Origin of the sequence: Mesorhizobium sp. B2-1-3 (assembly GCF_006442495.1) — a bacterium.
GTDB lineage: Bacteria > Pseudomonadota > Alphaproteobacteria > Rhizobiales > Rhizobiaceae > Mesorhizobium.
Window position 1 is genome coordinate 167,779 of record NZ_VFWL01000004.1, and the last position, 26,211, is coordinate 193,989.

Here is a 26,211-nt window from a genome sequence, read left to right on the forward strand (position 1 = left end):
TTTTGCCTGCGAGGCTTATGATAGGTTGGCGGCCGGAACTCGGATCTAGAAAGGTGAGAACATGCGCTACGTTCAATTGCGAGCCTTTCACCAGGTGGCGATATCAGGCGGGTTTTCACGTGCCGCGGAAGCGCTGTTCCTGACGCAGCCGGCAATTTCGGACCAGGTGCGCAAGCTCGAGGAAGAATATGACGTGCTGCTGTTCAACCGGAACAAGAAGCAGGTCACGCTGACCCATTCGGGCCAGAAGCTGCTCGAAATTACCCACCGCATGTTCGACACCGAGCAGCAGGCGCTCGAGCTTCTGACGGAATCGCGCGCCCTGCGCTCCGGCACGCTGCGCATCGTCGCCGACGCCGCGCATCATCTGCTTCACATCCTCGGCAGTTTTCGCGCGCGCTATCCCGGCGTCCAGGTTTCGCTGCGCGCCGGCAACACCGAGACGGTAATCAGCAGCCTCTACAGCTATGATGCCGACATCGGCGTGCTGGGCGAGGTGCCGACCGGACGCGACTTCGAGGTGCTGAAACTCAATTCGACGCCGATCATCGCTTTTGCGTCCGTCGATCATCCGCTGTCGGGCAAGAAATCATTGAGCCTCAAGCAACTCGCGCAGGAATCGCTGGTCATGCGGGAGCGCGGCTCCAAGACGCGCCAGAAGCTCGAGGATCTGGCCGCGGCATCGAAGGTCGAACTCAGGCCGGTGATCGAGGCGGAAGGCCGTGAAGCCGTCCGCGAGATCGTCGCCTCGGGTGCCGGCATCGGCTTTGTCTCGGCGGCCGAATTCGGCCAGGATTCGCGGCTGGTAGCGATCGCGCTCGACGCGCCTGAGACGTTGATGGACGAAGCGCTGATCTGCCTGCGCGAACGCAGCGGCGGCAAGCTGGTGCGCGCCTTCCTCGACATGGCGCGTTCGATGTCGGCGGATTAGGCGGCGGCCCTGATCTCCTCCACATCCGCTTTCACCCGTTCCGACTTCGGATCGTAAGGGGTGCGCAAATGTGCCGTGGCCGCGTGGCGAACGCCGGCAAGATCGATCTCGAAACGGCCGCTAGCCAGAAACGCAGCGTCGACGCCCGTCTCGTTCTCGATCAGCCCGAGCGCCACCGAGCGGCCAAGCGTGTGACCGTAGGCGGCCGAGCGGACCTCGCCGACGGGCTTGCCGTCGCGCAGGATCAGCTCGCCGCCCCACAGCATCGGCTCGGCATGGTCGAGCGTGAACAGTACGATGCGTTTTGCTGGCGCCGTCGACGGCTTGGCCTCGACCAGCGCGTCACGGCCGATGAAGCCACCCGGTTTGTCCATGGCGACGGCGAAGCCAAGCCCCGCCTGCCAGGGGGTAATGTCAGGCGTCAACTCACGGCCCCAGGCGCGAAAACCCTTTTCGATGCGCAAGGCATCAAGCGCGTAGTAGCCGGCGTCCAGGAGGCCGAATTCGCCGCCAGCCTCGTGCAGCGCCTCGTAGACGCCGACGGCGAATTCCGTCGGCACGATCAGCTCCCAGCCGAGCTCGCCGACATAGGTCATGCGGTTGGCGTAGGCGGTAGCGTAGCCGATATCGATCTCGCGGATGGTGGCGAAGGGGAAGCCGGCGTTGGAAAGATCGGCCGACGACAATTTGCCCAGGAGATCGCGCGAGCGCGGCCCCATCAGCGCCAGCACCGCGTAGGACGAGGTGACGTCGGTCACGATGGCATGTGCGTCCGGTGGGATGTTCCTGGCGATCCAGTCGGCGTCGTGGACCGCTTGCGCCGAACCGGTGACGATGAGGAATTTTTGCGCACCAAGTCGCATTACGGTGAGATCGCTTTCGTACCCGCCGCGCGCGTTGAGCACGCCCGTGTAAACGGATGTACCGACCGGTACATCGACATTGCCGGCGCAGATGCGGTTGAGCAGGGCACAGGCGTCGCGGCCCTGCACGAGAAGCTTGGCGAAAGAGGTCTGGTCGAATACGGCAACAGCCTCGCGCGTCGCCTTCATTTCGCGCTTGACTGCCTCATGCCAGTTCTGGCGGCCGAAGGCATAATCGTTCCCGGCCCTCTCTCCCGGGGCCGCGAACCAGTTGGCGCGCTCCCAGCCCATCTTGGAACCGAAGCAGGCGCCCCTGGCGGCCAGCCGGTCGTAGAGCGGCGAGCGGCGGAAGGGTCGGGCGGTGTCCAGCTCGCGGTTCGGCCACGGCATGGCGTAATGCAAACCGAGCGTCTCCTTGACGCGATCATGCAGCCAGCGCGGATTGTTGTTGAAGGCGGCGAAGCGCCTGATATCGACAGGCCACAAATCCATGGTCGGCGCGCCGTTGACGATCCACTCGGCCAGCGCCTTGCCGGCACCGCCGGCGCTGGCGATGCCCATCGAGTTAAAGCCGGCGCCAACATAGAAATTCTTCAGCTCCGGCGCCTCGCCGAGGAGAAAATTGTTGTCGGGCGTAAAGCTTTCGGGACCGTTGTAGAACTTCTTGACCTCGGCTTGCGCCAGTTGCGGCACGCGCACCAGCGCGTTTTCCATCAGAATCTCGAACTGATCCCAATCGTCCGGCAGCAGCGCGAACTCGAAATTCTCGGGGATGCCGTTCATGCCCCACGGCTTGGCATGCGGTTCGAAGCCGCCCATGACCAGCCCGCCGACCTCTTCCTTGAAATAGATGAAGCCGTCCGGATCGCGCATGACGGGCAGGTCCGGATGCACACCCTCGATCCGGCCCGTGACGATGTACATGTGCTCGGCCGAATGCAGCGGCACCGAAACACCGCACATCAGCCCGACCTTACGCGCCCACTGGCCGGCGCAGTTGACGACGATCTCGGCGGCGATGTCGCCACGGTCGGTCTCGACACCGCAGGCGACGCCGTTTCTCACCGTGATGCCGGTGACCTTGACGCGCTCGAATATCCTCGCGCCGCGATTGCGCGCGCCCTTGGCGAGCGATTGCGTGAGATCGGTCGGATTGGCCTTGCCGTCGCCAGGCAGCCAGACCGCGCCGACCAGATCGTCCGTCGCCATGACCGGCCACAGATCGCCGGCTTCGCTCGGCGAGATGACATCGATCTCAACCCCTTGCGCACGCGCCGACGCAGCCGTGCGCTTCAGCACCGTCATGCGGTCGGCGGTGCGCGCCACCGACAGCGAGCCGCAATTCTTCCAGCCGGTCGCGAGACCGGTCTCGGCCTCCAGTTCGCCATAGAGTTGAGTGGAGTACCTGATCAGGCTGGTCATGTTGGAATGGCTGCGCAATTGCCCGACCAGGCCCGCGGCATGCCAGGTGGTGCCGCCGCTGAGCTGCCCCTGTTCAAGCAGGACGACGTCGGCCCAGCCAAGCTTCGTCAGGTGATAAGCGACGGAGCAGCCGATGATGCCGCCGCCGACGATCACGACGCGTGCCTGCGTGGGAAATTCATGTGCCATGAGGGGTTCCGCCATCTTGAGGGATGGTCGGCAAGCTAACACAGGAAAGTCAAATATCAAGCCAAAAAGTCACAAAATATCACATCAAGATGCGATGATCAGTTCCGGCCCTTTTTGTAAAAGCGCGTCGGCAAGCGCAGTTTGCGGCCGGGCGTCGACGATAACGCCGGCGGCGCGGTCGAAATTCGGAATCCTGAGCGGCGTCAGCTTGCCGAACTTGCTGCTGTCGAGGACGAAATAGGTTTTGCCGGCGAGCGCGATCATGCGGCCGCGCTGCTCGGCACCGGCCCTGGTGAAATCGGTCACCTCGCCATTCGGCGACAACGCGCCGCCGCCGAGAAAGGCGATGTCGACGCGAAAGCGCGCCATTGCATCGAGCGCATCGATGCCGGAAGCGGCCTCCTCGCCTGGGTCGACTTCACCGCCCAGTATGTGCACGCGCATGCCGGGCACATGGCACAGATGCAGTGCAATCTTCAGGCTGGTCGTGCAGATGGTGAGATCGCGCAGGTCGTTCATGGCCTGCGCGACGGCCAAGGTGGTGGTGCCGGAATCGAGGAACACCACCATACCGCTGCTGACAAGGCCGGCCGCCGCCCTGCCGATCGCCGCCTTGCCACGCGCATTCTCCCGGCTGCGCAGGCCCATCGCCGGCTCGCTCGGCTCGAAGCGAGCGGCGCCGCCATGCACGATGCCGAGCCGTCCCTGGTCTGAAAGCAGCTTCAGGTCGCGGCGGATGGTCTCGCGCGAGACGTCGAAAAAGCCGGCCAGTTCGGCGACGCTGACCGAGCCCTGGGCACCCAGGCGCCTCAGGATCTCGTCATGGCGGCGAGGAGCAAGGGCACGTGCCGGCAGACGGCTGTCGGGGGACATGAAGAACCTCATATCGAACGAATGATGTTGCGATATGTGGCAGTGAACCGGCCGGGAGGCAACCGCGAGGACGGCGTGGCCATAGTCGATCGATAAGGTCTGGCCCTGTTCGGGTGCTGACCCAGCGTCAGCGTCCGCGCAGGCTTTGCAGATTGTGCACGTGGACGTGGTCGCCGGCCGCCACGGCAGCCGTCAGGCGGCCGATCGCCTCGCCGTATTTGCGTATGGTGGAGCCGGCGGCCAGGTCGTGCAACGCCAGCTTATGACCGGCTTGCAACGCGGCGCCGGCCTTGAGGACAACCCCCTCGCGGGCGCCTCGCGTCGTCACTTCGGCGCCTGCCTCGACCGGTTCCACGAGGACAGCCACGTCGTCGTCAGCGTGCAGCACTATGGCTCCAGGCTTGGTCATGCGCCGGCAAGCCGGACCTGGACGCCGGTCGCGTCTTCGCGCAACTTCAGCACGGCGCCAACATCCTTGCCGGCCATGCCGGCGTCCATCGCCTCCCTGAGCACGGCAAGCGTGGCGCCCCCGACCGGCGTCTCGACGCCGAGCGCATCATTCATCGCCAGGGCAAGCCGGCAATCCTTGTGGGCGAGCTTGACCATGAAGCCTGGCTCGAAGTCGCCCTTGAGCGCGCGATTGTGCATCGCCACCGCCAATTGCTGGTTCCAGGCCATCGTCGTCTTCAGCACGTTGATCATGGTGTCGAGCGTCAGGCCCGCCTTGGCGCCGGCGACCAGCGCCTCGGAGCTGGCCGTTATCAGCACGCTGGCCAGCAGGTTGTTGGTGAGCTTCATTGCCTGCCCCATGCCGAGCCCGCCGCAATGGATGAGGTCGGCCCCCATGCTCGACAGGATCGGGCGCGCGCGCTCCAGCACGGCGGCATCGCCGCCGATCATCAGCGTCGAGGTTCCGGCGATGGCGTGCTCCACCGTCTTGCCAACAGGGCTGTCGATCATGTCCACGCCGCGTTGCGCCAGCCATGCGCCGATACGCTGGGTGGTCTGCGGGTCGATCGTGCTCATGTCGATATAGAGGCTGCCGGCCCTGAGGCCATGCCCGATGCCGTCGGCACCGAGCACGGCGGCCTCCACATCAGGCGCATCCGGCAGCATGGTGATGACGATTTCCGATTGCTGCGCAACCTCGCGCGGCGACGCCGCCGCCCGGGCGCCGGCGTCGACGAGTTTTTTCACCGCCACGGGGTTGAGGTCGAAGACCGTCAGCGCATGTCCTGCCTTGAGCACGTTGCGGGCCATGGGTGCGCCCATGGTTCCAAGTCCGACAAAACCGACTGACGTCATGGATCAACTTCCTTCCCTGAATGACTCTGCTGCGAATGCGCGTGCCCCCCGAACTCCTCAGGACGGCACTTTCCACTGGTCGAGCTGCCATGCCGGCAGGCCACGCAGATCCTTGGCATTCTTGTCGGTGAAGCCGCTTTCGTCCGGCACCTTGCCCGTGCCCTCATAGGCTTTCTGAAGCAGCGGCGCCGCCTTGCCGAAGGCGGCCTTGACCTGGTCCCAGCTCAGCGCCTCAGGAATCATCTTGCCGGCAACCATGAACTGGGAGATCTGGCTGATCGCCGCCGCATCGCCTTCGGTCGGCCAGATCCAGCCGCGCTGGAAAAGCACCTCGTCGCCGATGACCTTGGCGCCCAGCGCAGGATCGAGCCCCCAATATTTGACAACTGACTGCGAGATCTCCCGCGGGTCGATCTTCTGGAGATCGGCAAGCGCGCGTTGCGCGGCCGTCAGGAAGGCCTGGCCGAGCGCGGCATCGTCGCCGACGATGCGGTCGCTGCAGATCCAGAAGGAACGGTGCAAATAGTAGCCGTCGGGGTAGAATTTCGACTTCTTGACGCCGGGCAGCATGTGGCCTTCGCCCTCGCCCGCGGGTCCGCTGTAGCCGGCCTCGGTATAGCCGAACGAATTCATGATCCCGGTGAGGCCGGTTTCGGCATTCGCCTTGAGGAAGGCCGGGTAGATCACCACCGACGCGTCCATGCCCTCCGGGAGGGACGCGGCAACGGCTTGGGTCGGCGTGTTGACGATGTTGATGCCGAAGGCGCGCGGGTCGGCGTCGCCCAGTTCCTGCAGCAGCATTTGCGAGAGCGCGTTGTAGGGGTCGCCGCCGACAAGCGCGCCGACGGTCTTGCCCTTGAGGTCGCCGATGTTCTTGATAGCGGAGCCCTTGCGGGTCGCCAGCACCATGCGCATGTGGCCCTCGCCGACGGTGAGGATGTTGATCGGCTGCGCCTGCGAAAGCAGCCGCACGATCGGCGTGTTGCCCCACATGCCGATGTCGAGATCGCCGGAGACGAAAGCCTCCACCATCGGCAGCGCGGAAGGATAGTCGCGCCAGTCGACTGTCAGGTCGTAGCCGAGTTCGGCGGCCGCCTTCTCGAGCAGCTTTTCGTTGATCATGCGTTGCGTCAGCGGCGAGTTGCCGGCCGCGTAGGGCTGGCGGCCGATTGAGACCTTGGCCGGCTTGCGGTCCTGCGCCCGCACGATCGATGGCATGGCCAGCGCGGCAGCCGCGGCACCACTCAGGACTGCGCGTCGGTTGAATGCGGTTTCCAGAAGTTTCCTCATGACAATCCTCTCCCTGTTGTCGTTTCAGTTCATCGTTGCGCGGTAAGCCTCTTCGCGGATCAGTTCCCAGATCGATTGGCTGAGCCTGGCGAAATCGCCGGAGCGCCGCGTCTCGTCGCCGCGCGGCCTGGGCAGGTCGATGTCGATGACCTGCTTCAGGCGACCCGGATGGCTGCTTAGCACCGCGACCCGGTCGGCCAGGAACACCGCCTCGTCTATGGCGTGCGTGATGAAGACGACCGTCCGCCGCTCGGCAGCGGGGCGGTCCTGCCCCCAGATGCGCAGCAATTCGTCTTGCAGGATGACGCGGGTCTGCGCGTCCAGCGCCGCTAGCGGTTCGTCCATCAGCAGGATTTCCGGCTCGTTCGCCATCAGGCGCGCCAGTGCCACGCGCTGGCGCATGCCGCCCGATAGCTGGTGCGGGTACTTGTCCTCGGAGCCGGTCAGGCCGACCATTTCGACGGTGCGGTTGACGCGGTCGGCGCGCTGCGCGGGCGAAAGCCCTCGCCCGGCCGGCCCATAGATCAATCCGAACTCGACATTGCCGCGCACGGTGCGCCAGGGAAACAGGGCATAGTCCTGGAACATCACGCCGCGTTCGGCCCCCGGTCCTTCGATCGGCCTGCCGTTCAGGCTCATCGTACCCGACGTCGGCCTGTCGAGGCCGGCGAGCATGTTGAGAACGGTCGTCTTGCCGCATCCGGATGGGCCGACGATAGCCATGAACTCGCCGGCCTTGATGTCCAGCGACAGGCTGTCGACCGCCACCACGGAGGCAGATTCCCCGAAGGATTTGCTGACGCCGTCGAGGCGGATCTTGGCATCGCTCATGGCTGGCTCCACGGCACGGCGAAGGCGAGTGCGGCACGCAGGATGCGGTCGAGCGCGAAGGCCACGATGCCGACCGCGATCATGCAGACCACCATGCCGTTGAGGTTGATCGAATAGGCGTAGAAGACGAACATCATCTGGCCGATGCCGCCGCTGCTGCCGGACTTGGCGCCGACCGCAAGTTCGGCGGCAATGATCGCCGTCCAGGCGATGCCGAGGCCGATGCGCATGCCGACCAGAATGGATGGCAAGGCGGCCGGCAGCAGCACCACCCGCATCCGCGTCAGCGGCGCCAGCCCCATGGTCAGCGCGGCGCGCATCAGACTGGGCTCGATACGCTTCACGCCCGAGATGGTGTTGATCAGGATCGGGAAGAAGGCGGCATAGGCAACGATGGCGACAGCTGCCCCGGAGCCCGAGCCCAACCAGAGGATAACCAGGGGCAAGATGGCAAGTGCCGCTATCGGCCGGAAGGTCTCGACCAGCGGATCGAGATTGCGCTCGACGGCCGGCATGCTGCCCATGGCGATGCCAAGCGGGATCGCCAACAGGGCCGCCGCCGCGAAGCCGGCGAAGACCCGTCCGAGGCTGGTGGCGAGACCGGCCACGAGATCGCCGTCGCGCAGCATGGAAATGGCCGTTTCGGCCACCGTGCTGGGACGCGGCGCCTGGGCGGAGCCGGAGGCGAGAGCTTCCCAGACGACCAGCAGCAGCACCGGAACGATGAGGCGAAGCGCAAGCCTGTTCATCGCGCCACCTCCGTCCGCGCCCACGGGGTCAAGACATCCGAGAGCCAGCGCAACCCCTTGTCCGTCAGGAAGCCGAGCAGGCCGATCGCGACGATGAAAGCCATCACCGTCGGCGTCGACAGCATGCTGCGGTAGTATTCGATGGCGTAGCCGAGGCCGTTCGGCGCTCCTACCAGTTCGGCAGCGACGACGGCGGTCCACGAGGCCGCCACCGCAAGCCGTGCCGAGACCAGGATCGCCGGCAGCGCCGCCGGAACGATGACGCGCCGCATGATCGCCCGCCCAGACAGGCCCATCGTGCTGGCCGCCGCGACGAGCCGCCTGTCGACGGCGGCGGCGCCCGCGGCGGTGCCGATCAGCAGCGGGAAGAAGGCGGTATAGAACATGATGAACAGCGGCAGCCGATGGCCGATGCCGAACATGTAGAGCGCAAGCGGTATCCAGGCGATGCCGGCTATCGGCCGCAGGATCTCCACCGGCAGTTCGAGCAGATCGTTCCAGAGCCGGCTGCGGCCCATCAGCAGCCCGAGCGGCACCGCCACCGCCGCGGCAGCCGCAACGCTTGCCAGCAGACGGGCCAGACTGATCCCTGCATTGCCGAGCAGTTCGCCGTTGAGGGCCGTATCGCGCAGCGCAAGCGCAACCGCGACCGGCGACGGCAAGAGCAGCTTCGAAGGCACGAAGAACGAGCCGACATACCAGGCAAGGACGAACAGGCCCATCGTGCGCAAATACACGAACAGGCTGGTCAGGCGCGCAAAGCGCATTGTCCTTTGGCCGGCATCGTTCGAGGAGATAGCCGTCACAACGAGCCCCGCACGCGGGTCGGAACTTCGAGCCCTTCCCCCAAAATCTCGCCGAAGGTGAGGGTGCCGCCGGCGACATCGAGGATGGTCGCCAGCAGCCGGTTCGCCGCTTCGGCGACGGTTTCGATCCCCTCCGAAACCGGGCTGGCGTCGAAATCGATCTGCTCAGGCAGCCGGCGAGCCGTCTCGCGCCGCGCCGTGATCTTGATCGTCGGCGCGAGCGCGCTCGCGGTGCTGTTGCCTGGCCCGGTTGTGAACAGCATGATCTGGGCACCGGCCGCGGCGAAGCCTGTCATCGATTCCGGCGAGAAGGACGGGCCGTCCATGAGGTAAAGGCCGCCGGCGGTGACCGGCTCGGCCATGCCGAGCACGCCGTCGATGCGGCAAGTTCCCGTCTTGGCCAGGGCACCGAGGGACTTCTCCTCGATCGTGCTCAACCCGCCGCGTATATTCTCCTCGCCCGGATTGTTGCCGGTCAGGCTGTGGCCGGAAGCGGCGGCGAAGCGTTCCTTGCGCTCCACGGCCTGCAGGATCTGTCGTGCCACCGTTGCATCGCGAGCGCGCGCCGCGAGTATATGTTCTGCCCCCAGCCACTCGACGGTCTCACCGACAATGACGGTGCCGCCATGCGAAACCAGAAGATCGACCGCGGCCCCCACGACCGGATTGCTGACCAGACCCGACGTCGCGTCGGAATGGCCGCATTCGATGCCGACCACCAGCTGCGCGCCGGGCAAGTTCTCGCGCCGGATCCGCGAAGCCTCGCGCAGCAACGCCGCGCCGCGCCTGATGCCCTCGCCCATGACCGACAGCATGTCCTCATGCTGCTCGGCGAAAGAAACGCTGGCGACCGGCTTGCCGCAAGCCGAAATGCGGGCCGCGACCATCTCGGTCGTCGCCGAATCCACTCCGACCACCAGAACGGCGGCGGCGTTCGGATTGCGGCCGAGACCGACAAGTTGATCAAGGTGCAGGCCGAGGTCCGGCTCGATGTGCCCCCTGCCCGCGCTCGTCGCGGCCAGAAGCGCGCCTTCGAGACCCGCCGTGATTCGCTCGCTGACACGCAGCGCCAAACCATTGATGCACAGGATCAGCACATAATTGCGGATTCCGGCGCGGCCATCGGCGCGCCTGTAGCCACTGAATGGCGGCAGGCCGTCGATTTTGTCGGCACCGGAGGCAGGCAGTGGCATTGGCGTTTCCAAACCGTCGCGAGCGTGGCAATCTCTTCAAATCTCAATATTTGATCAAATGTCGCCTTGGCAAGGGCAAAATTGACTTCTTTCGATCGCCGTGCGAGCAATATTTGCTCAAATCAGGGTAGGCTTGGATGCATGGCGCGTATTCCCGACGTTCAGAAGCTTCTTCGTGACGACATCGTTTCCGGAGCCATTCCATTCGGGGCAAGGCTAAGGATCGACGATCTCGCCGGCCGTTATGGCGTAAGCCACATGCCGGTCCGCGAGGCCTTGCGCGCCTTGAGCGGCACGGGACTGGTCGTGCTGGAACCCAATCGCGGCGCCAGCGTCAGGACGGTCCACATGTCGTTTGTGATCGACCTGTTCGATATCCGCAGCGCCGTCGAAACGATGCTGGCACGGCGCGCCAGCGAAAGGCGCACCGCCGAGCACCTGCGCGATCTGAAGGCCGCGCAGGACATGCTTGAGCAAAGAGTGGCCAGCGACGACTTCCTTGCCGTCCCGCATGCCAACAACATCTTTCACGGCGTCATCAACGAGGCGGCCGGCAATCCGGGCGCGCTGTCGATGGTGGACCGCAACTGGCTGCTGGTGGCGGCGATCTGGCAACGCTACGGCTATGACGAGGGGCGCTTCCATGGCGTCATCGACGACCATCGCCATATCATCCGGGCCATAGAGCGCCAGGATGCCGGCTCGGCGGCGACCTTGATGGGCGCGCATATCGAAAAGGCCAAACACGACCTCCTGGCGCGCATCGCCGTCGATCCCAAACCCGATATCGGCCGGCAATGACGGCCCGGTTCGAGGTTGCGGCGTCAACGGCCGACACGCTCGGCGAATCGCCGACATGGCTGGCGCGGGACGGAGAGCTGTTCTGGGTCGATCTACGGCGTCCTTGCCTGCACAGGCTGCGGCCCGAGACCGGAGCGGTGACATCGTGGCCGATGCCTGAGGTCATCGGCTCGGTGGTTGCACGAGCATCGGGCGGAGTCGTCGTGGCCTTGCGGCAAGGTCTCCACGCATTCGATCCCGCCAGCGGCGCACTGAGCCTGCTGGCGCGCGTGGAGGATGGGCCGCCCGAGCATCGGCTGAACGACATGAAGTGCGATCCTGGCGGCGGCATAATCTGCGGCAGTATGTGGGACTATGGGCTGCATGCGTCCGGGGCGCTCTACCGGATCGAGGTCGCCGGAAGTTCGAGCCGGATCCGCGACAGGATCGCCGTGCCCAATGCGATCGCCTTTGCCCCGGATGGCCGCACCGTCTACTTCACGGATACGCGGCAAGGTGACATAGAGCGGGCGGATTTCGACCCGGCGAGCGGATTTGTGGGGCCGTGGTCCCTGTTCGCCGACCGGCACGCGGCGCCTGGAAAGCCCGACGGCGCCACCGTCGATGCGGACGGCTTCCTCTGGAATGCGCGCTACCAAGGCAGCTCGCTGGCGCGGTTCGCGCCCGATGGCCGGCTCGACAGGCTGGTCCCTCTGCCAGTCACTCAGCCGACCTCCTGCGCCTTCGGCGGTCCAGGCCTGAAGACACTGTACGTGACGACCGCAACGCAGAAGCTGACGGAGGATCAACTGGCCAACGAGCCCCTGGCGGGTTGCCTGCTTGCACTCGACGTCGGCATGGCGGGACTGCCGGAGCCGGCTTTTGCCGGTTAATCTCGGCTATTGCCAGCCGAGATGACGGCCACCCGTCGCCTGCAGGTCCGCCCCGGTGATGAAGCTGCCGGCGTCGGAGCAAAGCAGCAACGCCGCTCCCGCCATCTCGCGCGCCTCGCCGGCCCGCTGCATCGGCGCGGACCCCTTCTGGATCTCCGCCCATTTGGCCGCGTCCTCGCGGCGCCAGCGATTGCGCTCGGTAACGACAAGCCCGGGCGACAGGTTGTTGATCGTCACCCCGTGTGGCGCATAATCCTTGGCAAGGTTGAATGACAGATTGTGCTGCGCGCTCTTCAGCGCGGCATAGACGGCGAGATCGGATTCGGGCCGCGTCTGGTTGATGCTGCCGATCGTCAGCACACGGCCCCAGCCATTGTCCTTCATGCCGGGCAAGGCGGCCTGCAGCAATTCGATCGTCGCCTTGAAGTTGATCTGGATCTGGTGCTCGATCTGCTCGGCGGGTAGATCGAGGAAAGGCGTGCGGTACTGGATCGAGGCGCAGACGACAAGCACGTCGACACCACCCAACGCCTCGATCGCCGCCTGGACACAGCGAGCCGCCTCTCCGGCCCGAGCGAAATCAGCATCGATGGCGACGCCGCGCCTGCCCTTCCCGCGAATTTCACGGACAGCTTCGGCGGCCGCATCCGGCTGCCCGAATGCCACGTCGGCGTCGCGAGCGAAATGGACGGCCACATCGGCGCCCGCCTCGGCAAAAACCCGCACGATCTCACGGCCGATGCTGACGCTGCCGCCGGTCACCAAGGCGCGCCGGCCAGCCATCGTGAAGCGCTCGGCAAGAGCCAGCGCATTCTGGATGTCGATCTCTTCCTTTTGCACCGTCAATAGCCCAGCCTTTCCAATTTGATCACACTTTTATTTGGAGTGCTCTTCAAAACGCATTTTCAGGGAGAAATCCAGAACCAATTCTTCCATTTGATCAAATCAGGCAAGCTGAAAAGCAGCGTCCCTGGCGGCAGCGGCTAGACGAAGGCGTACAGCCCGTCACGCGCGCCCATCGGAATTGGACAAAGATTCTAAGATTTTCGCGACAGACCGTCGCCTTCTATGGCGTTGACCAGTGTCTCGCTGCCTTGGCGCAGATGCTGCGTCAAAACGCTGACGGCCTCGCCGGCGTCGCGTCGCCGGCAAGCGGCCAAGAGGTCGCGATGCTCCGTCTGCGAGCGGGCGCGGTAGTCGAGGTTCGACAACAGGATACGGACGTAGCGGTCGGCCGCATTATGGTGCGCCTCGATCAGGCCGAGCAACCGGCGATTGCCGCAGGCGTCATAAAGCGCCAGATGAAAGGCCCGGTTCAGCACGCCCCACCTGCCGACATTGCGCTCGGCATCGATCTGATCGAGCACCTGTTCGGCCTCGTCCAGCTTGCCGCCGGGCAGGCCGGGAATGGAGAGCCGCAGTGCCTCGCACTCGAGCAGTTCGCGCACGGCATAGATCTCTCGGATCTCGTCGCCGTCCATTCTGGCGACGTGCGCACCCTTTGTCGGGTGGATGGACACGATGCCTTCGGCCTCGAGCTGACGAAGCGCGTCCCGGATAGGCATCCGGCTGAAGCCAAACTGCTCGGCCAGATCATCCTGGCGCAACGTCGTGCCGGCCTTCAGGGTCCCGCTGGCAATGGCCTCGCGCAAGACATTGGCGACCTGCTCGGCAACCGTTTGCGGCCTCTCGATCAAGCCTTCGCCAAATCCGCGCAATCCATGCTCCCATTTCACGTATCGTCAGCTTAGGGGAAAGCTTCATTCTCGGATATAGGTATCCATGTGTACGAGAAGAGTTGCAAGCCGGCGGCGATGCGCCTGCGAAGTTGCCGCGGCGAACCTTCGGAACGGGAATGGCCAAGACAGCCGAAATCGTCGAGCGGCTGCGTTATCTCGTTGCGATGGAACTGATCTTTGCGGCTACGGGGGTGGAATTGCGCGGTGTCGTCGACGGCATGGGCGACGGACCGCAGCGCACCTTCGCCGCCGTGCGCTCCCTTGTCAGCCCGCTTGACGATGACCGTGAAATGAGCACGGACATGACACGGATCGCACGGATGGTGGCGGGCCCACGCGACTGACGCGCCAAGGCGCTCGGCGAGCCCATGGCCCGCGGGCCTCCTCACGCAGAAAAGGACACGCCTCTGCGGCGCATGCCTGCCTGCACGCCGTGGACGATCAGCCGTGACAGGATTTCCATGTCGGGCGGCATTCGTGGACGCCAGATATCCAAAAGCAGGGCCACGCGAGGCTTGTCGGCGTTGTTTGTCACTTCATGAGGGAACGTGTCGTCCCACAACAGACACTCGCCGTCGGCGATCCGCCTCTCCTGATGATTGATCATCATGACCGTCGCCGGACGACCATCTGCCTGTCGAGGGATCACCAAGCCGAGATGGAACCTCATTATGCCCCTGAAAGGGCCGCGGTGGCTGGGAATGTGCTTGCCCGGAGCCAGGAAAGAGATCGCCGCCGACTTCACCTCAGGGCATTCTGCAAGCAGCCGGTCGAGGACCGGCATTCGCGCGAGGTTTTGCGGAACCGCGACATCGTAGGCCTTGAGCACGAACATACGCCAGTCGCGACCGTCATTGGCCGAGATGTCGGCCTGTTCAGGCATGATGTCGTGGAAGCGGGGCGCCTTGCCCACGGCAAGCGCTTCGTCGCGGATGGCCTGCCAGGCGGCCGTGAACTTGGTGGCGTTTGGAAATTCGCTGGCGGTATCGAGGATCGCCGGCGCGTCGATGCGCTTTTCGTAGATCCGCCGCACCAGACCGGATGCAAGATCGTAAACTTGAGACATTTCATGGCCTCGAGGACATCATGAAACGAATATCCGGCAATTAAGTTGCTGATCTTGCTAGGCGTATGCCTGTCAGCACGAATTCGTGACCGACGAACAGTCCCGCGATACCGCGCTTTGTTGCTGGCGTGCATCAGCGTTCAGGGGCGCGTTCGACCAGACGAAACCTGTAGCGATCCCGTATGAATTCATTGAAGAAGCGTCCCTTGGAAGAGGCGGCTTTGAAGGCAGCGTAGGTCTCGGGCTCCACGTCTTCGTAGTCATAGCGGTTTCCGCTCGGTACGAACCAGACCGAAAGCACCCTGGTGGCGGGATGGTACTGTGTGCTGCGGATGGCCGTAGAAGGCATTGGCGTTCTCCCGGATGGATAATCCGGGGCGCAAACGGAAGTTCCAACTGTGCCGCGCAGCCTTGGCTGGCAGGCCTTCCTATAGTGAGCAGCGCAGCCGGATCGTCCGTCCGCGCCAGAAGACGAAGGAGCCGGCCCGGTTCTGCCGAGCCGGCCCCAAGGGATCAGAACGCCGGCTCGACCGCGTTGACATTGTCCTTGGTGACGACCGTCAGCGGGATCGGCAAACGGTCCTTGACCTCCTTGCCGTCCATGATCTCCGCCATGGTGTTGATCGCCAGGCGGCCGTCCTCGACCGGCGACTGCACGATGGTGGAGTACATTTCGTTGGTGCGGATCGATTCGAACGCATCCTTCTGGCCGTTGATGCCGACGATCGGCGGTGCCGCCTTGGACGGATTGGCCTCCTTCCAGGCGTCGATGAAGCCGCGCGCCATGGTGTCGTCATTGGCGTAGACGCCGCTGATCTGGTCGCCGAAGCGGGTGATCAGGTCGCGGCTGACCACCAGCGCCTTCTGCTGGTCGAAATCGGCATTGACCGTATCGAGCACCTTGATGTCGGCGTTGGTTTCCTTGAGACGATCGGTGAAGCCGCCGACGCGGCCGATCGTCGTGCCGTTGCCGGCCTGGCCGGCGATGATGACGACGGAACCCTTGCCGCCAAGCGCCTTGCTGAGCGAGTCGGCCGCAAGCTTGCCTTCCTCGTAGACGTCGGGCCCGGTGAACGACTTGATGAACGGCTTGGCATCGTCGCTCATCGGCGAGTTGATGAGGATCGCGGGAATGTTCGCCTGCTGTGCGCGGGCCAGGCCCGGTATGTAGGCCTGCGGGTCGAGCGGCCACAGGATGATGCCGTCAACCTTGCGCGCGACGCCGGTGTTGAGCTGCTCGGTGCCCTTCTGGACGTCGAAATCCTGGCTGAGGCTCAGGATCTCGATGCCGAGCTCGCCGGCGCGCGCCTGGAGCGCCTTGTTGGCCGGCGTCGCATAGGCATGCGAATCCGCGGCCGTGACGTAGCAGACCGTCTTTGCACTGGCCCAGCCCGTCGAGGCCAGTATTACCGCCATGGCGGTAATGTGGAGCATGCTTTTCTTGCCAACCATAGGTTTCCTCCCGATCATGTATTTCCTCCTTGAGTGATTGGATTGTCGCGAATGAGCGCGGGGCCTGTGCCCGGCGCCCTCCCCTTGGTAGTCACGGCCCGATCGAGCACGACGAGCAGGATCAGGATAAGCCCCGACACGACCTGCTGGACGTATGCGGGAACGGATTGGAACTCCATCGCGATGGTCAGCGAGCCGATCGTCAGCACGCCGCCAAGCGTGCCGAGCGCGGATCCCTTGCCGCCTTCGAGGCGGGTTCCGCCGACCACGACCGCGGCAATGACGGCGACCGTCAGTTCCGAGCCGAAGACGGGCGAACCGGTGTTGGTGACGAGGCTCTGGAGAACGCCTGCGAGACCGGCGAGCGTCCCGGCGAAGACGAAGCTCAGAAAAACGATGCGATCGGAAGCGATGCCGCTCTCCTTGGCTGCCGCCGGATTGGACCCCACCGCAAAGACATTTCGGCCCGGTATTGTACGCGTCAGCCAGACATGCAGCAGCACGATCAGAACGATGAACAGCGCACTGCGGATGGTGAAGATTTCGAGATGGATCTTGGCGAACGCCAGTGAAAGCATGATGTCGGTGCCGGTCACCGGCTGGCTGTTGGTGATCCAATGCGCGAGCGAGCGGAAGATCAGCATCGTCGCCAGCGTCAGCACCAGCGAGTTCACCTTCAGCCCGACGACCAGCGCGCCGTTGATGGCGCCTGCCAGCATGCCGACCAGGATACCGACAAGTGCGGCAGGCAGGATGCCGATCTCGCGCTGCAGGATGACCGACATGATCCCCGCCAGCGCGAACACCGCGCCGCCGGAGAGGTCGATCTGGCCGGCGACCAGAAGCACCGTAAGTCCAATGGCGATCAGGCCGATCGTCGCCGCCCGGTCGAGGCCGAGTCCGAGGGTCGATGCGGAGAAATAACCCGGAACCGCCAGGGCGGAAATGATCAGCGTCAGGCCGAGGATGATCACCACCCTGTGCCGCGAGGCAAGCGCCAGGAACCTCATCACGCCACCCCCCTCTTGCGCAATGCCGCGTCCATGCCGACGGCGCCGACGATCAGGATGCCGAGGACAAAACCCTGGATCGGCGTGCGCACGCCGTCGCGCACCATGACGTTGGTCAGAAGCTGCACGAAGACCAGGCCCGCGATCGCCCTCGGCACCGAGCCGAAACCGCCGATAATCGACACGCCGCCGACCACGACCGCGGTGATGGCGCTGAACTCGTAGCCGGCGCCGATCAGCGGCCGCGCGCTTTGCAAGGTCAGGCCCAGCAGGCCGCCGCTGACGCCCGAAGCCAACGCCGTGATCACGAACGCACCGGCCTTCACCGCCTCCACCGGCACCGCGCTCGCCTCGGCGGCGCTGTAATTGCCGCCCGTGGCGAGCGTCCACCTGCCCCAGAAGGAGCGCGAGAGGACGATATGGCCTATGAGGGCGATCAGCAGGAAAATCAGCACCACGACCGGGACGCCGAAGAGCCGGCCCTTGGCGAATTCGGCCGAAGCGGGATTGTTGCCATAGACGATGACGCCGCCGACGGCCGCCTGCACGATGCCCAGCCCGATGGTGCCGATGCCGAGCGTGGCGATGATGGGATTGATACCGACATAGCCGACCAGCACGCCGTTGAGCAGGCCGATAAGGCCCGCAAGCGCCACCGCCAGGACGAAGGCAGGAACCGGCCCGATCATTGGCTGCAGCCCGAGCGAGAGGATGGCCCCGCAGGCGATGGTGGCCGGCACCGACAGGTCCGCCAAGCCGCCTGCCACAAGCACGAAAGTCATGCCGACGACGACGATGCCGACAATGGACATCGAGGTCAGGACGTTGAGCAGATTGCCTGTGGTGAAGAAGGCGGGGCTGACGAATGAGCCGTAGAGCACCACTGCAAGGATAGCGAAGCCAAGCCCCGCCTTGGACAGGACATCGGCAAGCCTGCTGCCGCGCGTGAAGCGGTCATTGCGGTTCGCCCCGCTGGTCTCCATGGCCGCATCAGTCATGCAGCCTCCCCCGTCGCCAGCGCCATGATGCGCTCCTCGCTCAGTTCGGCGCGGGCGAGCGCCTCCGATGCGCGGCCGTCGCGCATCACAACGACGCGATCGCAGACGCCGAGGATTTCGGGCAGTTCCGACGAGATCATCACCACCGCCATGCCGTCGGCGACAAGCCGGCCGATGATGCTGTGGATCTCGGCCTTGGCGCCGACGTCGACGCCGCGCGTCGGCTCGTCGAGAATGAGCACGGAGGGCTTGGCCGCGAGCCATTTGGCGATGACCGCCTTCTGCTGGTTGCCTCCCGACAACAGGTTGATGCGCCGCTCCCCGTCGGGCGGCGAAATGGAAAACTGCTTCACATAGGTCGTCGCCAGCGAACGGTCGGCGCTGCGCCTGATACGGCCGAAGCTGGTCAGACGCCGCAATATCGACAGGCTGATGTTCTCGCGGACCGACATGCCCGGAATGATGCCGTCGCCCTTGCGGTCCTCGGGGACGTAGGCGATCCCGGCTCGCACCGCCTCGGAAGGAGAGTTGATGGCGACCTTGCGCCCGTAGACGCTGACCGTTCCCTCCACCAGCCGCGACAGGCCGAAGATGGCGCGTGCTACCTCGGTGCGACCCGCCCCGACCAGTCCGGTCAAGCCCAGTATCTCCCCAGCGCGCACATCGAAGCTGACATCACTGAAATGCGCCCCGTCGCCGATGCGTTCGACACGCAGCACGGACTTGCCGATCGCGGCCGGGCTTTTCGGGAACACGTTGGCGACCTCGCGGCCAACCATCAGCCTGATCATCTCGGCCGCGGTTATGCCGTCGATCGGACGGGTCTCGATCATTGAGCCGTCGCGCAGCACGGTCACCTCGTCGGCGATCTCGAGAACCTCCCTCAGCCTATGGCTGATGTAGACGATGGCGATGCCGTCATCGCGCATCTTGCGAAGGATCCGGAACAGCGCCGCGGTTTCGTGCTCGCTCAGGCTCGATGTCGGCTCGTCCAGCACGATGATCCTGGGCTGCGCCGCATAGGCCTTGGCGATCTCGACCAGTTGCTGCTGGCTGATCGACAGGTCGCCGAGCCGCGCGCGCGGGTTGATGGCCGCGCCCAGCTCGTCGAGGACGGCGGCGGCCTTCCTGACCATTTCGCCCTTGTGCAGCCAGCTCCATTTGCCGGGCATGCGGCCGAGATAGACGTTCTCCGCGACGGTCAGGTCGGGAACAAGATTGATCTCCTGGTGCACCATGCGGATGCCGAGCGCCTGGGCGTCGGCGGGACGCCGCATGCGCACTTCGGCGCCGCCGACGAGGATCGTGCCGGCGGTCGGAGCGTAGGATCCGTTGAGCACCTTCATCAGCGTCGACTTGCCGGCGCCATTCTCGCCAACGACCGCATGGACGGTGCCGAACCGGACGGCGAAATTGACGTTCGACAGGGCCTTCACGCCGGGAAAAGTCTTGGAGATGCCTCTCATGTCCAGGGCACAATCGGCGGCGGCACTCATCTAGGCTTGGTCCTCCCTGGTAGCACGCGGCTGGCAGCGTTATGTTAGTATAATGCATTTCCAGGCACGGTTCGGCCCACCTCGAGCCGGCCCGAAGGCCCCTTTCAGCGCATCCGCACCAGGCACTTCACCATAGGCTGAAAATCACGCAACGGGCGGCACTATTGCACTAATATAATAGTTCTGGCAAGCTGGATCTGACCGCTCCCGTCACTGGCGTCGGATCGCAACGAACCCCGCGTCGCAAGCAGGTGCATTCCGTTTGACATTCGAATAATTTTGCCATTTCAGGTGGACGAACGATGGGATTTTCCATGGATCTAGATCCTTCGACCCTCAATCGAGCCCTCCCGCTGCGCGACCAGATCTACAACAAGATCCGCAACATGATCGTCGTCGGACGGCTGAAACCGGGTGAGGTCATCAATGAGATCGCAATTGCCGAAGCGCTGGGCGTCTCGCGCACGCCCGTGCGCGAAGCGGTCAAACGCATCAGCGACGAAGGGCTCGTCAAGATCCTGGCGCAGACCGGCACCTACGTTGCTCCCATCAGCCGGGCCGACCTCGAGGAAGCCTATGTCATCCGGCGTGCATTGGAGATGGAGAGCGCCAGGCGCGCCGCCGCCAAGCTGACGCCGGCTGCCTGTGAATTGCTGGAAGACAACATGGCCGCGCATAAGCTCGCCATTGCGCGCGGCAGGTACGCCACAGCGATTCAGCTCGACGACGTCTTTCACCGCACCATTGCTGAAATATGCGGCTTGCCGATGATTTGGCGCGCCGTCGACATCTCAAAGGCGCAGATGGATCGCGGCCGCTATCTCGCCATTCCGAAGCCCGGCTATGGCGAGCAGACGATCGAGCAGCACGAGGCCATTCTGGACGCGCTGAAGCGTCACGACGCCGAGGGCGCCGCACAGGCAATGGAGCATCACCTCGAGACGTCATTTCGCAACACGCTCGAAGTCGCCGCCGAGCTTCTCGACTGACGACCTCGACTGAGCGCTGAGACGGGCGGCGCAGGTTTGAGGTCCCGAACCTGGCATCCGACCGGCTTGCCGATGCCTGGTGAGCCGTGTTCGCAGCTTGACCGTTGACAATCTATTATATTAGTATTCCGATCCATTCGGCGGCATTGTGCCGACGGGGGCTTTTTCAGAGTTTGTAATGGCGCGGTTCATCCAGCTTTCGCATGCCGACAACATCCTTCTGGCGATCGATCCGTTGATGATCGGCGACAAGGCAGGCGACATGCCCGCGAAGGCGCGCATACCGCGCGGCCACAAGATGGCGATCCGCGACATCGCTTCGGACGAGCCGGTCGTGAAATATGGGCAGACCATCGGATTCGCCCGCGGACCGATCGCCGCCGGCGATTGGGTTCACGAGCACAATGTATATCTGCGCAATTTCGAACGCGACTATCTGTTCGGCACCAACGCCAGGCAAACGCCTGTCGTCCCTGAAGCCGAGCGCGCGAGCTTCATGGGTTACCGCAGGCCGAGCGGCAAGGTCGGGACGCGCAACTTCATCGCTGTCCTGACCTCGGTAAATTGTTCGGCCAGCGTCGCCCGCTTCATCGTAGAAGAGGTCAACCGCTGCGGCATCCTGCGCGACTATCCCAATGTCGACGGCGTGATCTCGCTCGTCCATGGCACTGGCTGCGGCATTGACACCAAAGGCCCCGCTTACGACCTCTTGAAGCGCAAGTGGGGTTTTGCCACGAACCCCAATGTCGGCGGCGTGCTGATGGTTGGGCTCGGCTGCGAGGCGTTCCAGATTCCGCGCTGGATGCAGTCCTACAATATCGAGGAGAGCACGACCTTCCGCACGATGACGATCCAGGAGACTGGCGGCACACGCAAGACGGTCGAGGCAGGGGTCAAGGCGATCGTCGATATGCTGCCCATGGTCAACGCCGCGCAAAGGACGCCACAACCGGCCTCCGAACTGGTGCTCGCGCTGCAATGCGGCGGGTCGGACGGCTATTCCGGCATCAGCGCCAATCCGGCGCTTGGCGCCGCCGTGGACCTGCTTGTCGCGCAAGGCGGCACGGCGGTGCTGTCCGAGACGCCGGAGATCTACGGCGCCGAACATCTGCTCACCATGCGTGCGGAAAACCGCGCGGTCGGCGAGAAGCTGATCGAGCGTATCCGCTGGTGGGAGGACTACACAGCCAAGCACGACATGGAGATGAACAACAACCCGTCTCCCGGCAACAAGCTCGGCGGGTTGACGACGATCCTGGAGAAGTCGCTCGGCGCGTCCGCCAAGGGCGGGACGACCAATCTGCGCGCGGTGCTGGAATATGCCGAACCGATCAACGAACGCGGCCTCGTCTTCATGGACACGCCCGGCTACGATCCGGTTTCGGCAACCGGCCAGGTCGCCGGCGGCGCGAACATATTGTGCTTCACCACCGGGCGCGGTTCGGCCTTCGGCTGCAAGCCGACGCCCTCGATCAAGCTTGCCTCCAATTCCTTCATTTTCGAGCAGATGCGCGAGGACATGGACATCAATTGCGGGGACATCCTCGACGGCGTCACGCTGGACGACAAAGGCCAGGAGATCTTCGCAGAGATCCTGCGCGTGGCATCGGGCGCGCGTACCAAATCGGAATCGCTGGGCTACGGCGACAATGAGTTCGTGCCCTGGAACCTCGGCGCTACCATGTAGCGACATCGCCCGCCCGCAACGGGCAACCTCAATTCACTCAACCAGAAAGAACGCTCGGCATGAACAGGATCGATCTTGACGGCCAACACGCCGTGGTCACCGGAGGCGCGCAAGGCCTCGGCTTCGCGATGGCCAAACGTTTCGTCGCCTCCGGCGCGACGGTCACCTTATGGGACGTCGACGAGGCGCGCCTCGAAGCGGCCAAGCGCGACCTTGGCAAGGCCGCCACGACCCTGGTCGTCGACATTGCGGATTGGGAGACGGTGGACGCCGCGCGGGCAAAAACCGAGGAGAGCGCCGGCAAAATCTCCATCCTGGTCAATTCTGCCGGCATTGCCGGTCCCGCCGCCCCGCTCGACAGCTACGACATAGAGACGTGGAAGAAGATCATCGACATCAACGTCAACGGCACCTTCTACGTCAACCGCGCCGTGGTGCCCGGGATGAAGGCGCGCAATTACGGGCGGATCGTCAACATCGCTTCCGTCGCTGGCAAGGAAGGCAATCCCAACGCCGCCGCCTATTCCGCTTCGAAGGCGGCGGTCATCGGCATGACCAAATCGCTCGGCAAGGAGCTCGCGCAGTATGACATTGCAGTCAACTGCATCTCGCCGGCCACCGCGCAGACTCGAATCCTCGAACAGCTCACGCCCGAGCACATCGAATACATGCGCTCGCGCATTCCACGCGGCCGTCTGCTGGAGGTCGACGAGGCCGCCGCCATGGTCGCTTGGCTCGTCTCAAAGGAAAACAGCTTCACCACCGCCTCGACCTTCGACCTGTCGGGCGGGCGCACGACCTATTAGTCGAATACCCGCGCGCCGCGAAGCGTCTGCGCCGCGGCGCGCCGGTACACCGGCACTTGCTGCCTCACGGAGATGCGGCCGCGTCGCCGGCGAAGACTCGAGCTGCCTGGATCTGGGGGCGCACCATCAGGTAGAACGCGACGACGTGCGTGATCATCAGCAGTGGGACATAGATTACGGGGATCGCGTATGCAGCGCCCAACTGCCCCGCCAGCTCAGGAAGACCGGCTTGGCTGCCGTGATAGTAGTCGACGGCGATATCGATCGTCCCCACGAGATTGAACGCGACGACGGACAACCGGAACAGCGGACGTATCCTCGTCGTCAAAAGCGCCAGCATGGCCAACACTCCGGTTGCGAAGTCGCCATAGGCGGCGAAGGTGGCGAAATCAGCCGGCAAATCGCGCCCGACGACGCCTGGAACGATGAAGACAAGCCCGAAGAAGCGGAAGCTGTGCAGCGTGGCGATGGCACGTTGCGCCTCGACCAGGTTGACGGATCTGAGCCGGGGCAAGACATACACGCCGACGCAGAGCAGCCAAGGCACGTAGCCTAGAGCGAGATGTAACAGGAAAATGGTTGCAGGCGACATATGGCCTCCCAAGAGATGTAAGGCGCAATTTACGCCCGCTTCCAGCGGTCGACTATTCGCGATAATGTTGACGGGGCATGAAGCAGAACTTCACAATCCGGAAAGGTGCGCTCGACGGCGTGGAGGCGTTCCTCGGCGTCGCGCAACACCGCAGCTTCCGAAAAGCGGCCGCGGAGCTCGGCGTCACGCCATCGGCGATCAGCCAGGCGGTGCGCGCGCTCGAGGCGCGCGTCGGCGCGGCGCTCTTCATGCGCACGACGCGCAGCGTCGGCCTGACCGAAGCCGGCGAACGGTTCCTTTCGCGCGCAAAGCCCGCTTTCGAGGAACTGGTCGCAGCAAGCGAAGTCGCACGTGAACTTGGGCAGCGGCCGACCGGGCTGTTGCGCCTCTCCGTGCCGCGCGCCGTGGTGCCGATCCTGCTGGAGCCGCTGGTGGCATCCTATTGCCAGGCCTATCCCGAAGTAGAGGTGGAGATCGCCGCAAGCGGTGAGCTGGTCGACCTGGCGGCCGAGGGGTTCGACGCCGGCATCCGGCTCGGCCAGTTCATCGCCGCCGACATGGTCGCGGTTCGGCTGACGCCGCCGTTCCCGCTCGTGGTCGTCGGCAGCCCTGGCTATCTGCGCCGGCAGAAGCGGCCGGAGCGCATCGACGATCTGCGCGGCCATGCCTGCCTGCGCATGCGCCGCTCCAACGGATCGATCGCGCCCTGGCCCTTCATCGACGGCAACAAGACCGTGGAGGCAATCGTCTCCGGGCCGCTGGTCGCGCATGATTACCCGACACTGCTTGGCGCGGCGATCCAAGGTGTCGGACTTGCACAGGTGCCCGGCCCTCTCACCGAAGCCCCGATTGCCGATGGCCGGTTGCAAGCGTTGCTCACGCCCTTCGCCGTCACGACGCCTGGCGTTTTCCTGTATTATCCCGACAGACGCCAGGTCTTGCCCAAGCTGCGCGCGTTCATAGAGCATGTGAAATATCGGGGGACGGACGCCGAAGGCCCGCGAACTCCCTGAGGCCACCGCCCTCGGTGACGTGCTTGCCTGCTCGTGCCGCGCTATCTCTTTGTTTTGCGCAATTCCATAGGGAAAGCGCTACGCGCTTTTCCCGGGAAAACCGTACACACTTTTCCTGGAATTACTCTAATTGGCGCGAAGGGCCGCGATCACCGCGGCGGTAACCTCGGCGGTGCTCGCGGTGCCGCCGAGATCGGGGCTGAGATATTCCGCCCGGTCCGTGACAAGCTCGATCGCAACCATGAGGCGCCGCGCGGCGGCCTGCTCGCCGAGATGCTCAAGCATCAGGCTCGCCGTCCAGAACGATCCGAGCGGATTGGCGACGCCCCTGCCGGTAATGTCGAAGGCCGAACCGTGGATCGGTTCGAACATGGACGGCCGGCTGCGCGAGGGATCGATGTTCGACGTCGAGCCGATGCCGAGTGATCCACCCAGCGCGGCGGCCAGGTCGGAGAGGATGTCGGCATGCAGGTTGGTCGCCAAAACCGTGTCGATGCTGCCGGGCTTGTTGACCATGCGCTGGGTCATGGCGTCCACCAGCATCCAGTCGACGCTGAGACCGGGATAGTCGCGAAGCACGCCGCGCACGACTTCGTCCCACAGAACCATGCCGTGACGCTGCGCATTCGACTTGGTGACAACCGTCAGAAGCTTGCGGGGGCGCGACAGCGCAAGCTCGCAGGCGAAACGTGCGATGCGTTCTATCCCGGCGCGGGTAAAGACGGCGACATCCATGCCGACCTCGATAGGCAGTCCGCGATGGGCGCGACCACCGACGCCGGCATATTCGCCTTCGCTGTTTTCGCGCACGATCACCCAGTCAATCTGCTTGCCGAGATCGGGCCGCAACGGGCCGGTCAGCCCGGGCAAGAGGCGCGTCGGCCGCACGTTGGCGTATTGGTCGAACCCCTGGCAGATGGCCAGGCGCAGCCCCCAGAGGGTGACGTCGTCGGGAAGGTTCGGATCGCCGACCGAGCCGAAATAGATCGCATCGAAACCCTCCAATTGCCCGAGGCCGTCCTGCGGCATCATGCGGCCGTTGCGGCGGTAATAATCGGAACCCCAGTCGAAGCGCTTGAAGTCGAAGGCCAGACCCGGCTCGACAGCGGTCAGGGCTTCCAGCACCTTCACGCCGGCTTCGACGACCTCCGGCCCGATACCGTCACCGCCGATGACGGCGATCCTATGCGAGGACATTTTCAGTTTCCTTCTCGATGGCAGCGACGATGGCGCCGCGG

Annotated in this window: 27 protein-coding genes; 8 read left to right on the forward strand and 19 right to left on the reverse strand. The window is 64.5% G+C overall.

Annotation, left to right across the window (positions count from 1 at the left end; translation table 11 throughout):
• Window positions 1–61: 61 nt before the first annotated feature.
• Window positions 62–931 (forward strand): LysR substrate-binding domain-containing protein, encoded by an 870-nt coding sequence (locus FJ973_RS09980; RefSeq protein WP_140497582.1) that lies wholly within the window; start codon window positions 62–64, stop codon window positions 929–931.
• Here the strand turns inward: FJ973_RS09980 and FJ973_RS09985 are convergent.
• From FJ973_RS09985 to FJ973_RS10025, 9 genes are all read right to left on the reverse strand, one after another.
• The gene (locus FJ973_RS09985) at window positions 928–3,405 is read right to left on the reverse strand and encodes an FAD-dependent oxidoreductase (protein ID WP_140555613.1); all 2,478 of its coding nucleotides are present in this window, start codon (window positions 3,403–3,405) and stop codon (window positions 928–930) included. The two genes, FJ973_RS09980 and FJ973_RS09985, sit on opposite strands and share 4 nt — an antisense overlap.
• Before the next feature lie 84 nt (window positions 3,406–3,489).
• On the reverse strand, window positions 3,490–4,278 hold the full coding sequence (locus tag FJ973_RS09990) for a DeoR/GlpR family DNA-binding transcription regulator (RefSeq protein WP_140555615.1): 789 nt from the start codon (window positions 4,276–4,278) through the stop codon (window positions 3,490–3,492).
• A 127-nt stretch (window positions 4,279–4,405) separates the two neighbouring features.
• Window positions 4,406–4,687: a UxaA family hydrolase gene (locus FJ973_RS09995; RefSeq protein ID WP_140497576.1), complete on the reverse strand. Its 282-nt coding sequence runs from the start codon at window positions 4,685–4,687 to the stop codon at window positions 4,406–4,408.
• A complete protein-coding gene (locus FJ973_RS10000; RefSeq protein WP_140555617.1) occupies window positions 4,684–5,583 on the reverse strand; it encodes an NAD(P)-dependent oxidoreductase in 900 nt (299 codons plus the stop codon). The genes FJ973_RS09995 and FJ973_RS10000 overlap by 4 nt, the downstream gene beginning before the upstream one ends.
• A gap of 57 nt (window positions 5,584–5,640) precedes the next feature.
• The gene (locus FJ973_RS10005; protein WP_140497572.1) at window positions 5,641–6,873 is read right to left on the reverse strand and encodes a PhnD/SsuA/transferrin family substrate-binding protein; all 1,233 of its coding nucleotides are present in this window, start codon (window positions 6,871–6,873) and stop codon (window positions 5,641–5,643) included.
• A gap of 24 nt (window positions 6,874–6,897) precedes the next feature.
• A complete protein-coding gene (locus tag FJ973_RS10010; RefSeq protein WP_140547458.1) occupies window positions 6,898–7,704 on the reverse strand; it encodes an ABC transporter ATP-binding protein in 807 nt (268 codons plus the stop codon).
• Window positions 7,701–8,453 (reverse strand): ABC transporter permease, encoded by a 753-nt coding sequence (locus FJ973_RS10015; protein WP_140555618.1) that lies wholly within the window; start codon window positions 8,451–8,453, stop codon window positions 7,701–7,703. The genes FJ973_RS10010 and FJ973_RS10015 overlap by 4 nt, the downstream gene beginning before the upstream one ends.
• Window positions 8,450–9,220 (reverse strand): ABC transporter permease, encoded by a 771-nt coding sequence (locus tag FJ973_RS10020; protein ID WP_140555620.1) that lies wholly within the window; start codon window positions 9,218–9,220, stop codon window positions 8,450–8,452. The genes FJ973_RS10015 and FJ973_RS10020 overlap by 4 nt, the downstream gene beginning before the upstream one ends.
• 35 nt (window positions 9,221–9,255) lie before the next feature.
• A complete protein-coding gene (locus FJ973_RS10025; protein ID WP_140555621.1) occupies window positions 9,256–10,452 on the reverse strand; it encodes a UxaA family hydrolase in 1,197 nt (398 codons plus the stop codon).
• 141 nt (window positions 10,453–10,593) lie between these two features.
• Here FJ973_RS10025 and FJ973_RS10030 point away from each other — a divergent pair, with 141 nt between their 5' ends.
• Both FJ973_RS10030 and FJ973_RS10035 read left to right on the forward strand, forming a co-directional pair.
• Window positions 10,594–11,253 (forward strand): GntR family transcriptional regulator, encoded by a 660-nt coding sequence (locus FJ973_RS10030; RefSeq protein WP_140497561.1) that lies wholly within the window; start codon window positions 10,594–10,596, stop codon window positions 11,251–11,253.
• Window positions 11,250–12,125: an SMP-30/gluconolactonase/LRE family protein gene (locus FJ973_RS10035; protein WP_140555623.1), complete on the forward strand. Its 876-nt coding sequence runs from the start codon at window positions 11,250–11,252 to the stop codon at window positions 12,123–12,125. The genes FJ973_RS10030 and FJ973_RS10035 overlap by 4 nt, the downstream gene beginning before the upstream one ends.
• A gap of 6 nt (window positions 12,126–12,131) precedes the next feature.
• On the opposite strand, the gene FJ973_RS10040 is transcribed toward FJ973_RS10035, so the two are convergent.
• Both FJ973_RS10040 and FJ973_RS10045 read right to left on the reverse strand, forming a co-directional pair.
• Entirely contained in the window at window positions 12,132–12,965 is an 834-nt protein-coding gene (locus FJ973_RS10040) for an SDR family oxidoreductase (protein ID WP_224519090.1), read from the reverse strand.
• A gap of 197 nt (window positions 12,966–13,162) precedes the next feature.
• Window positions 13,163–13,843: a GntR family transcriptional regulator gene (locus FJ973_RS10045; RefSeq protein ID WP_224655938.1), complete on the reverse strand. Its 681-nt coding sequence runs from the start codon at window positions 13,841–13,843 to the stop codon at window positions 13,163–13,165.
• A gap of 137 nt (window positions 13,844–13,980) precedes the next feature.
• Here FJ973_RS10045 and FJ973_RS10050 point away from each other — a divergent pair, with 137 nt between their 5' ends.
• A complete protein-coding gene (locus tag FJ973_RS10050; RefSeq protein ID WP_224680230.1) occupies window positions 13,981–14,208 on the forward strand; it encodes a hypothetical protein in 228 nt (75 codons plus the stop codon).
• 41 nt (window positions 14,209–14,249) lie between these two features.
• Here FJ973_RS10050 and FJ973_RS10055 read toward each other — a convergent pair whose 3' ends face one another.
• From FJ973_RS10055 to FJ973_RS10080, 6 genes are all read right to left on the reverse strand, one after another.
• Entirely contained in the window at window positions 14,250–14,930 is a 681-nt protein-coding gene (locus FJ973_RS10055; protein WP_140514473.1) for an aspartyl/asparaginyl beta-hydroxylase domain-containing protein, read from the reverse strand.
• A gap of 133 nt (window positions 14,931–15,063) precedes the next feature.
• Window positions 15,064–15,279, reverse strand: coding sequence for a KTSC domain-containing protein (locus FJ973_RS10060; RefSeq protein ID WP_140525095.1), 216 nt, complete (start codon window positions 15,277–15,279; stop codon window positions 15,064–15,066).
• Window positions 15,280–15,443: 164 nt separating this feature from the next.
• Window positions 15,444–16,382: a sugar ABC transporter substrate-binding protein gene (locus FJ973_RS10065; protein WP_140555626.1), complete on the reverse strand. Its 939-nt coding sequence runs from the start codon at window positions 16,380–16,382 to the stop codon at window positions 15,444–15,446.
• Between the two features lie 14 nt (window positions 16,383–16,396).
• Window positions 16,397–17,392, reverse strand: a complete 996-nt coding sequence (locus FJ973_RS10070) for an ABC transporter permease (protein WP_140555716.1) — start codon at window positions 17,390–17,392, stop codon at window positions 16,397–16,399.
• Window positions 17,392–18,390, reverse strand: coding sequence for an ABC transporter permease (locus tag FJ973_RS10075; RefSeq protein WP_246675852.1), 999 nt, complete (start codon window positions 18,388–18,390; stop codon window positions 17,392–17,394). The genes FJ973_RS10070 and FJ973_RS10075 overlap by 1 nt, the downstream gene beginning before the upstream one ends.
• Complete coding sequence (locus tag FJ973_RS10080) at window positions 18,387–19,886, reverse strand: sugar ABC transporter ATP-binding protein (protein ID WP_140555628.1); 1,500 nt, start codon at window positions 19,884–19,886, stop codon at window positions 18,387–18,389. The genes FJ973_RS10075 and FJ973_RS10080 overlap by 4 nt, the downstream gene beginning before the upstream one ends.
• A gap of 314 nt (window positions 19,887–20,200) precedes the next feature.
• Between FJ973_RS10080 and FJ973_RS10085 the strand changes: the two genes are divergently transcribed.
• From FJ973_RS10085 to FJ973_RS10095, 3 genes are all read left to right on the forward strand, one after another.
• Window positions 20,201–20,875: a GntR family transcriptional regulator gene (locus tag FJ973_RS10085; RefSeq protein WP_140497544.1), complete on the forward strand. Its 675-nt coding sequence runs from the start codon at window positions 20,201–20,203 to the stop codon at window positions 20,873–20,875.
• Window positions 20,876–21,053: 178 nt separating this feature from the next.
• Window positions 21,054–22,562: an altronate dehydratase family protein gene (locus tag FJ973_RS10090; RefSeq protein WP_140555629.1), complete on the forward strand. Its 1,509-nt coding sequence runs from the start codon at window positions 21,054–21,056 to the stop codon at window positions 22,560–22,562.
• A 59-nt stretch (window positions 22,563–22,621) separates the two neighbouring features.
• Window positions 22,622–23,368, forward strand: coding sequence for an SDR family NAD(P)-dependent oxidoreductase (locus FJ973_RS10095; RefSeq protein ID WP_140497539.1), 747 nt, complete (start codon window positions 22,622–22,624; stop codon window positions 23,366–23,368).
• Between the two features lie 64 nt (window positions 23,369–23,432).
• Here FJ973_RS10095 and FJ973_RS10100 read toward each other — a convergent pair whose 3' ends face one another.
• Entirely contained in the window at window positions 23,433–23,960 is a 528-nt protein-coding gene (locus tag FJ973_RS10100; RefSeq protein WP_140555631.1) for a hypothetical protein, read from the reverse strand.
• 77 nt (window positions 23,961–24,037) lie between these two features.
• Here FJ973_RS10100 and FJ973_RS10105 point away from each other — a divergent pair, with 77 nt between their 5' ends.
• Window positions 24,038–24,973, forward strand: a complete 936-nt coding sequence (locus FJ973_RS10105; protein WP_140555633.1) for a LysR family transcriptional regulator — start codon at window positions 24,038–24,040, stop codon at window positions 24,971–24,973.
• Between the two features lie 126 nt (window positions 24,974–25,099).
• On the opposite strand, the gene FJ973_RS10110 is transcribed toward FJ973_RS10105, so the two are convergent.
• Window positions 25,100–26,170 (reverse strand): tartrate dehydrogenase, encoded by a 1,071-nt coding sequence (locus tag FJ973_RS10110; RefSeq protein WP_140555634.1) that lies wholly within the window; start codon window positions 26,168–26,170, stop codon window positions 25,100–25,102.
• Between the last annotated feature and the right edge of the window lie 41 nt (window positions 26,171–26,211).

Coding starts and splice junctions, on each gene's coding strand:
- FJ973_RS09990 (WP_140555615.1), bottom strand. CDS start 4,278: ATGTCCCCCGACAGCCGTCTGCCGGCACGTGCCCTTGCTCCTCGCCGC.
- FJ973_RS10075 (WP_246675852.1), bottom strand. CDS start 18,390: ATGACTGATGCGGCCATGGAGACCAGCGGGGCGAACCGCAATGACCGC.
- FJ973_RS09985 (WP_140555613.1), bottom strand. CDS start 3,405: ATGGCACATGAATTTCCCACGCAGGCACGCGTCGTGATCGTCGGCGGC.
- FJ973_RS10020 (WP_140555620.1), bottom strand. CDS start 9,220: ATGCGCTTTGCGCGCCTGACCAGCCTGTTCGTGTATTTGCGCACGATG.
- FJ973_RS10100 (WP_140555631.1), bottom strand. CDS start 23,960: ATGTCGCCTGCAACCATTTTCCTGTTACATCTCGCTCTAGGCTACGTG.
- FJ973_RS10070 (WP_140555716.1), bottom strand. CDS start 17,392: ATGAGGTTCCTGGCGCTTGCCTCGCGGCACAGGGTGGTGATCATCCTC.
- FJ973_RS10010 (WP_140547458.1), bottom strand. CDS start 7,704: ATGAGCGATGCCAAGATCCGCCTCGACGGCGTCAGCAAATCCTTCGGG.
- FJ973_RS09980 (WP_140497582.1), top strand. CDS start 62: ATGCGCTACGTTCAATTGCGAGCCTTTCACCAGGTGGCGATATCAGGC.
- FJ973_RS10065 (WP_140555626.1), bottom strand. CDS start 16,382: ATGGTTGGCAAGAAAAGCATGCTCCACATTACCGCCATGGCGGTAATA.
- FJ973_RS10025 (WP_140555621.1), bottom strand. CDS start 10,452: ATGCCACTGCCTGCCTCCGGTGCCGACAAAATCGACGGCCTGCCGCCA.
- FJ973_RS10080 (WP_140555628.1), bottom strand. CDS start 19,886: ATGAGTGCCGCCGCCGATTGTGCCCTGGACATGAGAGGCATCTCCAAG.
- FJ973_RS10055 (WP_140514473.1), bottom strand. CDS start 14,930: ATGTCTCAAGTTTACGATCTTGCATCCGGTCTGGTGCGGCGGATCTAC.
- FJ973_RS10015 (WP_140555618.1), bottom strand. CDS start 8,453: ATGAACAGGCTTGCGCTTCGCCTCATCGTTCCGGTGCTGCTGCTGGTC.
- FJ973_RS10095 (WP_140497539.1), top strand. CDS start 22,622: ATGAACAGGATCGATCTTGACGGCCAACACGCCGTGGTCACCGGAGGC.
- FJ973_RS10030 (WP_140497561.1), top strand. CDS start 10,594: ATGGCGCGTATTCCCGACGTTCAGAAGCTTCTTCGTGACGACATCGTT.
- FJ973_RS10060 (WP_140525095.1), bottom strand. CDS start 15,279: ATGCCTTCTACGGCCATCCGCAGCACACAGTACCATCCCGCCACCAGG.
- FJ973_RS10050 (WP_224680230.1), top strand. CDS start 13,981: ATGGCCAAGACAGCCGAAATCGTCGAGCGGCTGCGTTATCTCGTTGCG.
- FJ973_RS10105 (WP_140555633.1), top strand. CDS start 24,038: ATGAAGCAGAACTTCACAATCCGGAAAGGTGCGCTCGACGGCGTGGAG.
- FJ973_RS10035 (WP_140555623.1), top strand. CDS start 11,250: ATGACGGCCCGGTTCGAGGTTGCGGCGTCAACGGCCGACACGCTCGGC.
- FJ973_RS10005 (WP_140497572.1), bottom strand. CDS start 6,873: ATGAGGAAACTTCTGGAAACCGCATTCAACCGACGCGCAGTCCTGAGT.
- FJ973_RS09995 (WP_140497576.1), bottom strand. CDS start 4,687: ATGACCAAGCCTGGAGCCATAGTGCTGCACGCTGACGACGACGTGGCT.
- FJ973_RS10085 (WP_140497544.1), top strand. CDS start 20,201: ATGGATCTAGATCCTTCGACCCTCAATCGAGCCCTCCCGCTGCGCGAC.
- FJ973_RS10000 (WP_140555617.1), bottom strand. CDS start 5,583: ATGACGTCAGTCGGTTTTGTCGGACTTGGAACCATGGGCGCACCCATG.
- FJ973_RS10110 (WP_140555634.1), bottom strand. CDS start 26,170: ATGTCCTCGCATAGGATCGCCGTCATCGGCGGTGACGGTATCGGGCCG.
- FJ973_RS10090 (WP_140555629.1), top strand. CDS start 21,054: ATGGCGCGGTTCATCCAGCTTTCGCATGCCGACAACATCCTTCTGGCG.